Origin of the sequence: Sphingobacterium anhuiense (assembly GCF_042686355.1) — a bacterium.
Lineage (GTDB): Bacteria > Bacteroidota > Bacteroidia > Sphingobacteriales > Sphingobacteriaceae > Sphingobacterium > Sphingobacterium anhuiense.
Genome location: NZ_JBHUPE010000001.1, coordinates 56,534 through 70,870 on the forward strand (window position 1 = coordinate 56,534; position 14,337 = coordinate 70,870).

Consider the following 14,337-nt stretch of genomic DNA (forward strand, 5'->3'; position numbering starts at 1 on the left):
CGGATTATCAAAAAATGGAAATCAACCAAGAAATACTAAAAAAATATGCTTCTGGGCAATGTTCAGAGGCGGACAAGCATTTAGTCGAAAAATGGTTGAATAATGATTCCTGGGATAGCATCTTGGAAAGCAATCATGCAAATGAAGAAGTTGGATCTGCGATATGGGATAAAATCATTACTGATGCTACTTTAAACAGGAAAATGAAGTGGGGAAAAATTGCAGCAGCAGCAGCGGTCGTTTTTGCGCTAGGTTGTTCTATTTTTTATCTTACCAACCCTTCTTTGGATAATCATACTTTTACAAATACATCTGTTGAAAATAGTAAATTCTTTATCGAAGACCATTATGATGTGCAGTTAAGTAAGAATAGTACCGCTAATATTAATCTCGTCAATAGAACACTGACTTTTTCGGGAGACTTTATCTTAAAACCTAAAAGAGATTTCGAACTATTAGACAGTAATCATAATATGTTAGTATTTAAAGCTGGAAGAGAATATTTTGTATCTGATTCTCCAGATTTTGGTAAAATCGTGGCGTTTCAAAAAAGTGATCTGGCTTTTTTACCATCAAATATGCAAATTAAAATCAGAGAACAATTTCAAAGCATTTAATACACAAGCATGAAGCGATTATTAGTGTTGTTTTTCCTTGTAACTTTCATTTTTTCTTGTAAACAAACTCCTGAAAAAAATATAGATCCCAATTTTGTCTTTTGCCTGTTCAACAAAGATGAAAGTCCAACAAGCTTTTTGTTTTCTGAAAATTTAGATGATACTGATAGCCCAACTCTTCAAATCCCACTTTCTACCGCCCGTATACAAGAGCGAGAATATATTTATAAAAACGGCTTCTTTTATCGATTATCAAGTAGAACAAGTGTTTTTACTAAATATCAATTGCAGGGTTCATCCTTGATTATTATAGACAGCCTACCATTAAAGAACAGTGATTTTGAAACCATAACATGGAAAGATAATAATAATCTAATTGCAGTTTGTAGAGAAGATCTTGCGGAGAAAAAATCTCAAGCCCACGTCTATCAGATCGATGTTGCCGCTATGAAAATCATAAAAGAAGATACAATTGTCTTACCTTTTGCGACAGAAGAATACAAGTCGCTACACCTCGGTCTTGTCGATGTTGAAAATGAAGATCTTTGGTTAGCCTACTCCTTTTTTAAAGCTATTGGAAAATACGGACATACAACCTCCGATACAACCTATTACGCAACCATAAAATACGACAGCTTTAAACTTGTAAATATTCAGAAAGAAACCCGTTCAACTTATCCTGGAGGCTTCAATATCATACAATCCTATAGTTTTAAAGACGAACAGGGTGATTACTATTTTATGACTAACCCGGGTATAGCCCTAGGTAATAACCCCAATTTACCAACAGCTATCTTCAGAAAAAATAAAGGGAAGCAGCTAGTAGATCAAGACTATATGATCAATATTTCGAAGATAATCGGAAATCACGCTTACGGGATATGGTACGTTGGCAATGGAAAGGCTATTATCCGTAATGAGCAAAAGAAACTGTATACAGATTTCTCTAATTTTCATGCTGTCTATCAGTTTGAATATCGATTAGTGGATTTAAAATCCGGTTCCATTGAAAAAATCGACCTTCCTTTGGATAAAGGTACGCAGAAAGAAAATGTCTGGACTGACAAAAAATTCGTATATATAGCCATAGATGATTCAAATGACGAACATCGCGTTTGGAAATATAACCTGCAGACAAAAGAAATTTCGAAAGGAATTAAACTTCCAAATACGACGAACTTTACCGTCCGTATGAATTATTTGAAGTAATAACACATTCCTTATTAAAAAAAATAAACCTCATAATCAACCACTTGTATATTTTTTAAAAAAATAACCAATATCAACATTCGGTAATTGATAAGTATAGGCAACCCTCTTATATATACTTAATCTAAATAAAATGTTGAAGTCAACATCTACTTTTGTACTGTTATTCATTTTTACTGTATTTACTCAGGCACAAACCTCCAAAAAGAATGCTATTTCAGGTTTTGTCAAAGATAACTTTGGAAAACCGATTGTAGGAGCCACCATACTTCTTAAAGATCAACCCATGGGTACCTCGTCAGATGTAGACGGATATTATAAATTACAGAAAACAGTATCTAATGAAGCCATAATACGCGTGACCGCAGTTGGATATAGACCTCAAGAAAGAAGCCTAGACAATAAATTAATACAGGATTTTCAGCTTAAAGAAGATCACAATTATATCGATGAAGTGACTATATCCGCACGTGGAAAAACTGAAAATGAGCATCAAGTAGCATCGATAAAGCGTTCAGGATTCAATGTGAGCGTCATTAATATGAACAAGCATGCCAATGAAGCCGCAAATTTAACCCAAGTTTTGAAAAGAGCCACTGGAGTAACGATACGTGAAGATGGTGGATTGGGATCCAATTTTATATTTCGGATCAATGGATTAGATGCAAAAATTTACATCGACGGTGTTCCCATGGAGAACTTTGGTACATCAATGTCTTTAAATAATATCCCCGTCAATCTTATAGACCGTGTTGAAGTTTATAAGGGTGTAGTACCTGCATTTTTAGGTTCTGATGCCTTAGGTGGTGCCGTCAATATCATTACCAAACGTCGCGCAAGACCTTATTTGGACCTCAGTTATTCGCTTGGCTCCTTCAATACGCATCAAGCCGCAGTAGTGGGTACATTTACCAATCCGAAAAGCAAACTATCACTCCGAATGAATGCATTTTACAATCATTCTGACAATGATTATACTATGTACACAGCGGAAAAGTATAATGTTATTTTAGAAAAGACTGTCGATAATAAGTTTGTTCCCGTGCCCAAAGTCAAGCGATTTAACGATGCTTACACTTCTGCTATGGGACAGTTAGAAGCTGGTTTCAGGGATGTATCTTGGGCTGATCAATTTTATGCAGGTCTGACCTACTCCCAAAATCATAAAGAGAACCAACTAGGAGCTTCCATTAACAAGGTGTATGGCGGATCATGGTCTGAAAGTAACTATTTGATGCCAACCCTGAGTTACAAAAAAAGCAATTTCGTTGTAAACCGTCTTTACGCCGACGTTTTCACAAGTTATAGTTACGACACTCGATATGTAAGAGATACCGCATTATACAATTACGACTGGTCTGGAGGTTGGATATCAAATCAAATCGGTACAACGCCTAACCCGCAGAAAGATGTAAAGTATAATTTGTCCAATTACTTAGCGCGGGTCAATTTAAACTACGATTTTGATGAAGCCCGCAATCAAAGTTTAAACTTCAACTACAACTTTAACAACAACAACCAAAAAGAATATGATAGAATCGGGAACTACGACCGATCTGGATTACCATCCTATTTGGGAAGACATATTTTAGGTTTATCATGGCAAAACCAATGGTTTGATAAACGATTATCAAATGTTTTAGCGATAAAATATTATCGATTAGATGCATCCAAAGATATTGATGAACGAAAATTTGATGGAAATAACGAGTTGCTAAGTGGAGACATCATTCATCAAAAAAAACAAGGCAGTTATTATAGCATGAGTATTGCCTCAAGGTATAGAATCACAAAAGATGGTGGATGGAAGCTGTCGTATGAAAGAGCATACAACTTACCATCCATGACGGGCCTTTTTGGCGATGGCCAAAATATTACGTCCAATTGGGATTTAAAACCTGAACGCAGCGATAATATCAACACCGGATTTTACTACAATACTTTCATCAACCAGGATCATTTTATCAATGTAGATGTAACGGGTTTCTACAGATTAGCAGATCATTATATTAACACCCGCGCCGTTACACAGAATGGAAACGATTATTTTCAATATTACAACGTTGATGGTGTCAAGCTCTATGGCTTCGAAGCTGAAGTGAAATATGGATTTAAGGATCTTTTTGCTATTACGCTAAATGGCTCTTACGATAAAGCCATCGACAATGCAAAATACACAGATGATTCCGGTAATCAACAGGTCAGCTTAAATTATGGCCACCAACTTGCCAATCGTCCATGGATCTATGGAAACGTAGATGTAAGCCTTATCCAGAATAACTGGTTTCAAAAAGGAAGCAGAATACAATTATCCTATTTACATCAATATTCCCACTGGTTTTACCTTACAGAAGCATACCTCGGTTCTCTTGAATCCAAAGATCATATTCCGTCTCAAAATATCCATTCCGCTGTACTTAGCTATACTTGGGATCGTAATAAATACAACGTATCCTTTGAAGCCAGAAACCTGACAGATGAAAGAGCATACGACAATTTTCGCCTACAAAAGCCTGGACGTGCATTTTATGTCAAGCTGAGATTATCAATCATGTAAAAACAATAAATACATATTTTTTATGAAAATCAACAAATTCGCCATCGCAATATTCGCTGCGACAGTATTATTTTCTTCTTGTAAGAAGTCTCCTGACATCACCAGCCCTGAAAAGCCAACACAGACTTCAAATAGCTTATATAGTGTATGGGTGACAACCGCATCGGGTTCTTCCTACCTGCTCACTGCAGACAATTTGATGAAAGATACGCTATTGACTCCCAACAACAATCAAGGAATCGATATTACGTCTCACCTTCCCGCATCTTTTTATGCTATTTACGCCTATGCCTATGAAGGGAAATACTATATATCCAATGATGGTACACGATTTAGTCAATTTGAAATCCTAAATAGCAAATCCTGGAAAGAGACCAATAACTATGCCTTCCCTGGAAATTTTTATTTAGGAAAAGTTTTAAAAGATATCAGTACAAAAGATGAAATGGTCGTCACTAAAACGGCCGGTGTTACGAATAAAGAGAAAAATGTACTGGAACAACCCATCTACTTTATGAATGTCAACAACATGACCATCAATAAGACAGTTGGTGTGGAAATACCAATGATCAAATTTAATCCTAAAACTCCAGAAGGAAAAGATCATAACCCCTATATCGTACCGACAAGCTTCACGCAAAGAGGTGACAAATTATTTGTTGGTCACAAATATAGAAGTAATGAGACACGTCAGGATATCATCGATACAGCATATATGTATGTTTGCGATTACCCAAGTTTGGCCAATGGTAAAATTATAAAAGATGGACGCGGTGGCTTTACCGCTGGACACTGGGAGGTACAAACACTATCTTTCACAGACGATAATAACGACCTGTATATCGTAACTAAAAAAACCAATGCGGCTACCTATGCTCTTTTACGTATTAAATCGGGCGAAACGACCTTCGATCCAACTTATTTCTTCGATTTAAAAGATTATAACGTATTCAAAAATAGCACTGCACAGGTACAAAAATTAGGAAACGGTAAAGTTTATATCAGTCCATATGTCATAGATCCTTCAAACAAAAAAGTTATTGCGGATCTAAGAATTCTAGTTGGTGGCGGTGAATCAAAAACAACAATGAATTTTATGGAGAATGGTAAACTGTACGATGTATTCAAAACAGACGAATCGAAATGGTTTGTATATGAATACGATCCGGCTAATAATTCCGTAAAACGTGGCGCCGAGATCGACCCGGGAATTACGCAAGTTTATCATCTGAATAAACTCAAATAAAATTAAACAACTTTTAAGAAATACCGAGGAGGTATCACATTCCTGCTCGGTATTTCTCTATTCAAAAACCCGAAAGTTAAACTATATGAAAAAATTAATATTCACACTCCTCTCCTTTTTTATCGTTCTATCGGCTTCGGCACATGCGGTATTTATTGAAACCTCACTAAAGGGCATTCAAGGAAAATCCCACGCTATAAAAATAGTCTATGGCGAACCTGATGAACATGAAGTCATCTCCAAATGGTGGTGGTACAAAGCAGGTATGGAAATTACATTGACACTGATTAAACCGGATGGCAGCACCTCGTCTTTAACCACTACCGCACAGGATGATCACCTTTTGACGTCATTCATTCCTGACCAAGACGGCGTTTATCATGTTTCTCTAAAAAGAGATATTGAAAGGAAGGAAGGCGCCAAAACACAATATCAGATCAATGCAATAGCAACCATTCAAGTCGGAAATTCCACCATTGGCAATACAGCAACGCACCTTAATAATGAGTTATTTGTCTTCGCTGAACAAACTGCATTTAAAAATAAAAAAGAAGTCACTCTGACTTTATTCCAAAAAGGCAAGCCTGCATCCAATACCGCGGTTTAAATCATTGCACCGAGTGGCTGGATTAAATGGCTGGAAACAGATGAGCAAGGTCGAGTCAAAATTTACTCCCGAATGGAAAGGCAAATATTATGCTGAAGTCTCTAAAAGAGAAAAAGTAACAGGACAGGTTTTGAAGAGTACAGCCGAACGAGTTCGATGAGCTTTGCTGTAAAATAAATTGAGGATGGCTGTAAGAAAAAGGAAAAACACATCGATATTTCGATTGGTTAATAATTGGCTACACCTTTGGCTGGGATTAATTTCCGGGATTATTGTCTTTGTCATCTGCTTAATGGCTTGCCTCTGGGTTTTCAATCATGAAATCACAGATCTTGCCATTCCGAAAAAAGAAAGACAATATATCCTTGCTTCCAGCCAATCGTTGATTGCTCCATCGCGCATTTTTAGTCTTGCGGACTCACTCTATCCAAATACTGTTGTACGAGATATTACTTATACAAGGGATCACCCCGTTTCCTTTACCATTCATGTAAAAGACAAAGACGATACTAAAAAAACACAACCACAGGTGCACTTATTACACCCTTACACAGGTAAATACTTAGGCATGCAAATGGAAGATAATTCGGAAGAAGCACAGTTAAGAAAAAAATTAAATAGCTTTTTTGCTTGGACACTCAGTGGACACCGATTTCTCTGGCTTCCGAGAGATATTGGACGTCCAATTGTCAATTATGCGACGCTGATATTCAGTCTGACGTTAATCACCGGATTGGTGTGGTGGTATCCAAAAAAATGGACAAAATCCACACGTGAGAAAAGCTTCCGGATCAAGTGGAAGGCCGGCTGGAAAAGAGTCAACTTGGATCTCCATAATGTAGTTGGTTTTTATTCTTTCCTTTTGGTTCTATTACTGGCTGTAACCGGTATGTATTATGGTCTAGAATGGTTCAATAGAGCACTATATTGGTCTACAAACTGGGGAAAGCCTTTAGCCGAACGGACATCTGTTCATTCAGATTCAACGAAGATTGATCAATTGGCGCACTTTCCAAAAGCTTTTGATCGAGAAATCCGAACTGTACTTACGCAATATAAAGATCCACATTATTTGACAATCACCTATCCGGATAACTTAAAAAAAGATGCCACGATTTCAGTATACATTAGAAATGATATGGATAGGCAGTACAACAATCGCTATTATTCATTCGACCAGTATACGGGCACATTTTTACCGAACAATATTTCGCTATTTAATAAGGATTTTTATGAACTCCATGCAGGTGAAAAATTTAGAAGACTCAATTATGATATCCATGTTGGTTCCATCTGGGGGTTTCCCACGAAAGTGTTAGCATTTATTCTGACCTTCATCGCTGGCTCCTTACCCATTACAGGTTTTATAATCTGGTACAACCGGAAATGGGGAAAGAAAAAAGGGCGTAATAAACCTTTAAAAGGAACAGTTGCCCATGACGCTATGCATGTTCAAAATACGGAAGCAGATGCAACGATTAGAAAAACGTCGATACGTTTTCGGCCAAAAACCACAAACACATAGGCTTCCTAATCATCACTATTTAATTTATGCTTAAGAGGGTTCTTTCTTTAGAAAGAACAAGAGATACTATTTATGAAGAGATCTACATTATTAACGATTCTGCTTTCAAGTTCTTCTATGGGACTCGTAGCACAGACGAAGGTGTCTGGAAAAATATTTGACAAAGATGGACATTCAATTAAAGGAGCTACAGCAAGTCTTTTACGTTTACCCGATTCGGCATTAATCATGCAGGCAGATGCGGCAAAGGATGGATCATTTCAATTGCATGCGACCAAGGATGGCGATTATGTGATTCGTTACAGTTCCGTTGGCTACACGACGATGAACAGTAAAAAGTACAAACTGTCGGGAACAGATCAGACAATAGTACCCGCTTTTTTACAACCGTCCGAACATAGGATGGAAACCGTCCAGGTGATCGGAAAGCAAGCCAGTGTACGGCAGTACGCCGACAAGATGGTTGTTGATGTCGAAGGAAGTGTATTGGCTGAAGGAAATAATGTCCTCGAGCTCCTCGAAAAGACCCCTGGTCTTGTCTCTGACGGAAAAGGGAATTTTTCAATTCAAGGCCGTGCCGGTGCTAATGTGCGTATCAATGGCCGCGATATGTATGTATCTGGAGAACAGCTCGCGAGTATCTTGCGTGGACTTCAGGCATCTGAAGTTTCAAAATTGGAGTTGATCAGCAATCCTTCGGCTCGTGAAGATGCTTCGGGAACAGCAGGGATTATTAATATCGTGACCACGCGAAATACAAAGGTAGGCTTTGGTGGGAATGCTTTTGTCCGAGCTGGACAAGGGCGAGCGTTTTATGGTGGTTTTGGAGGAGGACTGCATTATAAGGTCAATGGTCTCGATATGTACGTTCAGGGCAATAAGAGTTATGACCGCAGCAATAGTCACAATCTGACCGAAAGAAGCTTTTTTGATCAAGGAAACTTAACTTCCTTTCAACGGCAACAAGAAAACAAAAAACTCGATGACGCCGCTTTTCATAGCGTTCGGGCAGGCGCAAAATATGAATTTTCCGATGGCGGAATCCTTGATGGAAGTGTGCACTGGATGAGGGGTAATTATAAGCCATACGCATCCATCGAGATGGATAGCTGGAATTATCCGGAAAACATACAAACTGAACGCGCAGTTAGCAATAATCATTTTGATGAGTCTTTCAAGAATTGGACATTTAATATTAATTATGTCAACAAATACGAGGGTGAAGATCACTTTTTAAAATTTAATTTTGACTTCGCTCCTCACGGTAATGACTATAATAATCGCTTTGAGACCGAACAATTCAATTTACTAACGGATCAAAAAACCGCTATCGGACGGACCAATGTACAGGATTTGAGTAATACGACATATTCCGGAAGATTAGATTATAGTAAACCACTAACTGATTCGAGTAAAATTGAACTTGGCTGGAAAGGCACGTACTTTTTTATCAATAACGATGTGGTCAATACCCTACTGGATAAGGGTTCATGGATACGCGATCATGCCACTTCAAACCGTTTTCAATATACACAACACATTGAAGCCCTATATGCCATCTACTCTGGTAAATTCAAGAAGATCGAATATCAAGCTGGCCTCCGTGGTGAATATACATTTATAGATGCCAATCAAGTCACCTTGAATAAGAAAAATGATCAGCGCTATTTCGATCTGTTTCCGAGTGGGTCATTGTTATACCACCTGAATGACAAAAACACATTAAGAACATCATTCAGCAGCCGTATTGAACGACCGGGCGATCACGACATCAATATCTTTCGGATCTATGAAGATGCTTATAGTTACAATGAAGGGAATCCAGATTTAAAACCGGAGAAGAGTTACATCACTGAAATAGGTCATGGGTATAAAAATAAATTATTCACCACATTAGGCGTTTCCTATGGACGTGACATCATCAACTGGATTGTTCGTCAAGGTGATCAAGTTGGAGAAAATTTATCGAGACCCGAGAATATTGGACGTTATCTGAATTATAGCGCAAGTATCATGTACAATCAGACATTACGTCCTTGGTGGACAGCAAGTCATTATGTCAATGCATTTTACAACAACTATTCTGGAGAAATCGGAACGATCAACCTAGATTCAAAAGGATCCAGCTGGACAGCCAATAGCCGTCATACACTGCAATTTAAATATGGATTGCGTGCCGAAATAGCAGCTTACTATCGATCGGGAGTTACAACAGGACCTTCAAGAACTGACAAAAGGTATGGTCTGGATTTGGCCGCAGAAAAGAAAATGTTCGGAGAACGAGGCATGATTAAGCTGACCGCAAATGGCTTAATCAGAAATGCTAACCCACAACTGGTAAGTGAATATGGAGATCTAAAAGTATTTTATTCAGATTTTCCAGATAACAGAAAAGTGTTATTGTCATTGAGTTATCGATTTGGTAATTAAAAAACAATAGCGTAAATAATATACTATTATGTTATCTCAGTAAGAAATTTGTCAAATTAGCCAGTCGTAAGGCGCTATTTGACAAGGTCCGCTGTTGATCGACTTCGTACTATAGCTGGACTATAACTCATTTCAAAAAAAAATTAGAAAAAGAAAAATACCGCTCATTGAAAATAGAACCAAATCAATTTGGGAACAAGATATTTGTTTGGTATCTTAGGTATACACTTTACTGTATGGAAAAGTCACTGAATAATTTCAGTGTAATTAAAAAAACAACAACATAGTAAATTATCTTTCAATAAATTTTTTAAATATTTAGGTAGCATATAAAAAGTAATATGGAAATTTTTTTAGGAGTAGACGGAACATATCACTCAGAAGGATCTTTTCTTGGAACTGATGGTAAATATCATCCGGCAGGATCTTTTCTCGGAACTGATGGACAATATCACCCAGAAGGATCTTTCCTTGGAACTGATGGAAAGTATCATCCAAAAGGATCTTTTCTCGGAACTGATGGACAATATCACCCAGAGGGATTCTTTCTTGGAACGGATGGACAATATCACCCAGAAGGTTTTTTTCTTGGAACGGATGGACAATATCACCCAGAAGGTTCTTTCTTAGGAACTGATGGACAATATCACCCAGAAGGAAGTTTCATTGGAGCAGATGGCAAATATCATCCAAAAGGATCTTCCCTTGGAACAGATGGAAAATACCATTAATTTGGCTTTTAACTCTTGAACACAAGTGGGTATTATGCCCACTTCTTTTCATACACTTAATTAAGTCTTTATAGATAATTTAAAGAATTCGGAAATAATCCTTTCAGATTCGTTAAAGTATGAATCCCAACTTATTTAAAATAGGTGAATTGTATCAAGGCAATTATTGAAAAACAATGTGAGATCAATCTACGAGAAAAGTTGGTCGGCTTAGTAACAACGCTATTAAGAAAATAATGGAAATATACTTTGTTATAATTGCTAAAAAACAATAATAAGTGAAACTGCCATATCGAATGTAAATATTCGATATGGCAGTTCTTCTACAGAGCTTTATCTTCTAGAGCCTCTTTAAAGTTCTATCCAGTAAAAAGAGATACTGACAGAACTAATTCTGTATTAGGCAAATGCTAATGATAGCGTTCCCTAATTAAATGCCTTTACAAATTGTCCTTTTAAATCGAAAATAAGATTCGCTCCTCCTCTAATATCTACTTTATAATTGTTATACTCTTTTTCGATAAATTCAACCTGGCTTGCAGGATAATTTCGTATAATGTAAGACAAAATATTTTTTCTGATATCCTGTGCAGAAAATTTTCCTCCTAGTCCGTTTATTACATTCCAATTAGTCATATACTTCAAGTTTTAAAATGTTAAATATTATGATGGCTCTCTAATCATGTCATCTAATTTCCAATCTTCATCTTTTATAATAACCTAAAGCTAAATATCAATTTGGGAAAGAATTAGGAAAGCCCATAGTTATGATTTTTATTTGAATGGCTTTGTATGTATTTAATATGATATAATTTGAAATTCATTTCTCATTTTGCAATAGTCAATAACTAAATCAAAAATTTTGATACCAATTTTTCAATTGAAATTTTCCTAACCCCTTACTCCTATATTTCTCATGCTCATTACACTCATAATAGCAATGCCTATAGTTTGATATTAACTTGCATCAGCCTTTCATCCACCAAGTCATCCTCTGGTACTTAAGCAATTTTTGATTCGTTTGTAGGCTGTAAATTGTCCCTCATCTATGACGCTTAGCCTGACATATTAAAAACCTGCTAAATAAAGGAAATGGATAGATTAAATTATGAGGACTTTTTGACCCCCAAAAATTAAGGTGATGTCTAATTTATTAAGTGGAAGATATAATACTTATTTGCATCAAATAAACGATTTTTGGCAATAAATACTGAACTTCTCAATAAACAAAGATTATATGTGTTCCAATTTTGCGACAAATTTCAATGAATATCGTGATATATTACTAACTGGTAAAAGTGATTTAGATTATTAACTTTGACAAATATTGGATATTCAAATCAATTTAGAAAAATATAATCAATTATAAATAATGAGAAATATTGTACTTTTTATTTTCTTGCTATCATCTGTTTTTTGCTTGGCTCAACCCTCAGAAGGAGAAAAAATCAAGATTAATCTTTTAATTGATACCGTAGCAAACAAAATGCTTAAAAAACCTTTAATTCATTCTACGTCAATCGCGATCGTTTATCAAGGAAAAGAATATATTGGTCACTATGGAGAATTAGAGAAAGGAAAAAATAACTGCCCTAATAATGAAACATTATATGAAATTGGTTCTCTAAGTAAAACTTTTGCAGGAACACTTGCCGCGAAGGCTGTCTGTGAAAATAAATTGAATATTGAAGATGAAATCCAAAAATATTTACCGGAAGGCTATCCAAATCTAAAATATAAAAGTCACCCCATTCTTGTAAAACACCTGCTTTCGCACACAAGCGGTTTTCCAAACATGATTCCACTAGAAGCAAATATAATACTTCAGGATTTCACCAACCATGATACTCCTGCTAAAATCAATGAACTTCATCGTAACTATAGGCAAAAAGATTTCCTTAGAGATCTCCATAAAGTCAAGATTGATACAGTTCCAGGTTACAAATATGCCTACTCTAGTGCAGGCAGCGAAATTATCGCTTTTATATTAGAAAAAGTATATAAAACTAAATATGAAAAATTATTAACAGATTACCTTGCTAAAAGTATCGCAATGCAGAAAACAAAAATCAGCCTTTCTGATCAAGAAGCTATAAAACTTGCAGTAGGTTACCACAGTGATAATAGCATGATCACCTCAGCAATGCCACAATTACCTTGGGGAGCATCCGGTAATATGAAATCGACAATACCTGATATGGTTAAGTATATGAAATTTCAATTAAAAAATAATAAGATCGTTGCCAAATCACATGAATCAATTTTCAAGGTTGATCCTGAGTTCAGCATTGGATATTTTTGGAATATTGCCACTGATGATAAAAAATTAGGTACATACTATGTGCATCACGGTGGCGTGCCTCGCTCCCAATGTTATATCTACATTATTCCAAAATACGATTTAAGTACATTTATTATTACCAATCAAAGCGGTATGAACACAGCCAAGGTTATGGAAGATGCATTAAATGAAATATTTGAAAAAATAACACAGTAAGGTCGAGATGGATAAGGCTATCAAAGATACGGGAGTTTTTTATGAAAAATACTGCTAAACTAAATACAGTCCCTGCAAGCTTTTAACTTTAATAGCTTTATAATCAAATGAAAATTGACTTCAGAAATATAGATTACCTTAAACTTGGAAATACCAAACAAAGGAAAATACATAAAATAATAACCGAATATCATCTTTTCGAAATTCTCAACGAATACAAACCAATTTTAGTTGGAACAATTCCAATAAATATCGATCTAGACGAAAGTGATGCGGATATTATTTTACAAACTATTAATTTGAAAAATTTGTATCAATTATTGCTACAAAATTTTTCCAAATATGGTCAATTTCAATTACGTATATCTGATAGTAAAGTACTAACCTCTAGCTTTATCATAGACGAAACTCGAATAGAAATATACGCAACAGATATTGACACAGAAAAACAAAATGGATATTTACATATGATTAAAGAGTACGAAATCCTACAGAATAGAGATGAAAGTTTTAAAATGGAAATAATCAAATTAAAAAAACAGGGAATAAAAACCGAGCCGGCATTTTGCAAACTACTGAATATAGGTGGAAATCCATATGTTGAATTATTAAACTACACCGGTCAATAGTGCTGATCAACTTAGCATACCGTTATAAAAACTCACAAACAAAGATGAGTTTGGCAGAAAATTACCAGAAGCCTTAAAGCAGGTTAATAAACTTTTACAAAGCCATTCCTGAGCGAATGGCTTTGTGAGTTATGTGCTACTCGATTGCCTTTTTGATGAATTGTAAATATACCACAGCGAATTGTAAATAGTTTATTCGATTTTGACCTTTTGATGTAGATTTATAATTAAAAATAACATAAATTATATGTGTATAAATGAAACTATAAAATTTTAAACAAACACTAAA

At 35.8% G+C, this 14,337-nt stretch carries 12 protein-coding genes; 11 read left to right on the forward strand and 1 reads right to left on the reverse strand.

What is annotated here, in order from left to right; all coding sequences use genetic code 11:
- The first annotated feature begins 14 nt into the window (after positions 1 to 14).
- From ACFS6I_RS00235 to ACFS6I_RS00275, 9 genes are all read left to right on the forward strand, one after another.
- Positions 15 to 617 (forward strand): hypothetical protein, encoded by a 603-nt coding sequence (locus tag ACFS6I_RS00235; protein ID WP_346599187.1) that lies wholly within the window; start codon positions 15 to 17, stop codon positions 615 to 617.
- Between the two features lie 9 nt (positions 618 to 626).
- The gene (locus ACFS6I_RS00240) at positions 627 to 1,826 is read left to right on the forward strand and encodes a hypothetical protein (protein WP_380917281.1); all 1,200 of its coding nucleotides are present in this window, start codon (positions 627 to 629) and stop codon (positions 1,824 to 1,826) included.
- A 133-nt stretch (positions 1,827 to 1,959) separates the two neighbouring features.
- Positions 1,960 to 4,383, forward strand: coding sequence for a TonB-dependent receptor (locus ACFS6I_RS00245; protein ID WP_380917283.1), 2,424 nt, complete (start codon positions 1,960 to 1,962; stop codon positions 4,381 to 4,383).
- A 22-nt stretch (positions 4,384 to 4,405) separates the two neighbouring features.
- On the forward strand, positions 4,406 to 5,629 hold the full coding sequence (locus tag ACFS6I_RS00250) for a hypothetical protein (RefSeq protein ID WP_380917285.1): 1,224 nt from the start codon (positions 4,406 to 4,408) through the stop codon (positions 5,627 to 5,629).
- Between the two features lie 85 nt (positions 5,630 to 5,714).
- The gene (locus ACFS6I_RS00255; RefSeq protein WP_380917287.1) at positions 5,715 to 6,236 is read left to right on the forward strand and encodes a hypothetical protein; all 522 of its coding nucleotides are present in this window, start codon (positions 5,715 to 5,717) and stop codon (positions 6,234 to 6,236) included.
- A gap of 13 nt (positions 6,237 to 6,249) precedes the next feature.
- Complete coding sequence (locus ACFS6I_RS00260; protein ID WP_380917289.1) at positions 6,250 to 6,396, forward strand: hypothetical protein; 147 nt, start codon at positions 6,250 to 6,252, stop codon at positions 6,394 to 6,396.
- A gap of 24 nt (positions 6,397 to 6,420) precedes the next feature.
- Positions 6,421 to 7,761, forward strand: coding sequence for a PepSY-associated TM helix domain-containing protein (locus ACFS6I_RS00265; protein ID WP_380917291.1), 1,341 nt, complete (start codon positions 6,421 to 6,423; stop codon positions 7,759 to 7,761).
- Positions 7,762 to 7,833: 72 nt separating this feature from the next.
- Positions 7,834 to 10,191, forward strand: a complete 2,358-nt coding sequence (locus tag ACFS6I_RS00270; protein WP_380917293.1) for a TonB-dependent receptor domain-containing protein — start codon at positions 7,834 to 7,836, stop codon at positions 10,189 to 10,191.
- Positions 10,192 to 10,532: 341 nt separating this feature from the next.
- Complete coding sequence (locus ACFS6I_RS00275; RefSeq protein ID WP_380917295.1) at positions 10,533 to 10,922, forward strand: hypothetical protein; 390 nt, start codon at positions 10,533 to 10,535, stop codon at positions 10,920 to 10,922.
- A gap of 426 nt (positions 10,923 to 11,348) precedes the next feature.
- Here ACFS6I_RS00275 and ACFS6I_RS00280 read toward each other — a convergent pair whose 3' ends face one another.
- Positions 11,349 to 11,558: a PepSY-like domain-containing protein gene (locus ACFS6I_RS00280; RefSeq protein ID WP_380917297.1), complete on the reverse strand. Its 210-nt coding sequence runs from the start codon at positions 11,556 to 11,558 to the stop codon at positions 11,349 to 11,351.
- 736 nt (positions 11,559 to 12,294) lie between these two features.
- Here ACFS6I_RS00280 and ACFS6I_RS00285 point away from each other — a divergent pair.
- Together ACFS6I_RS00285 and ACFS6I_RS00290 are read left to right on the forward strand one after the other, a co-directional pair.
- Complete coding sequence (locus ACFS6I_RS00285) at positions 12,295 to 13,419, forward strand: serine hydrolase domain-containing protein (RefSeq protein ID WP_380917299.1); 1,125 nt, start codon at positions 12,295 to 12,297, stop codon at positions 13,417 to 13,419.
- A gap of 107 nt (positions 13,420 to 13,526) precedes the next feature.
- The gene (locus ACFS6I_RS00290) at positions 13,527 to 14,048 is read left to right on the forward strand and encodes a DUF4269 domain-containing protein (RefSeq protein ID WP_380917301.1); all 522 of its coding nucleotides are present in this window, start codon (positions 13,527 to 13,529) and stop codon (positions 14,046 to 14,048) included.
- The last annotated feature ends 289 nt before the right edge of the window (positions 14,049 to 14,337 follow it).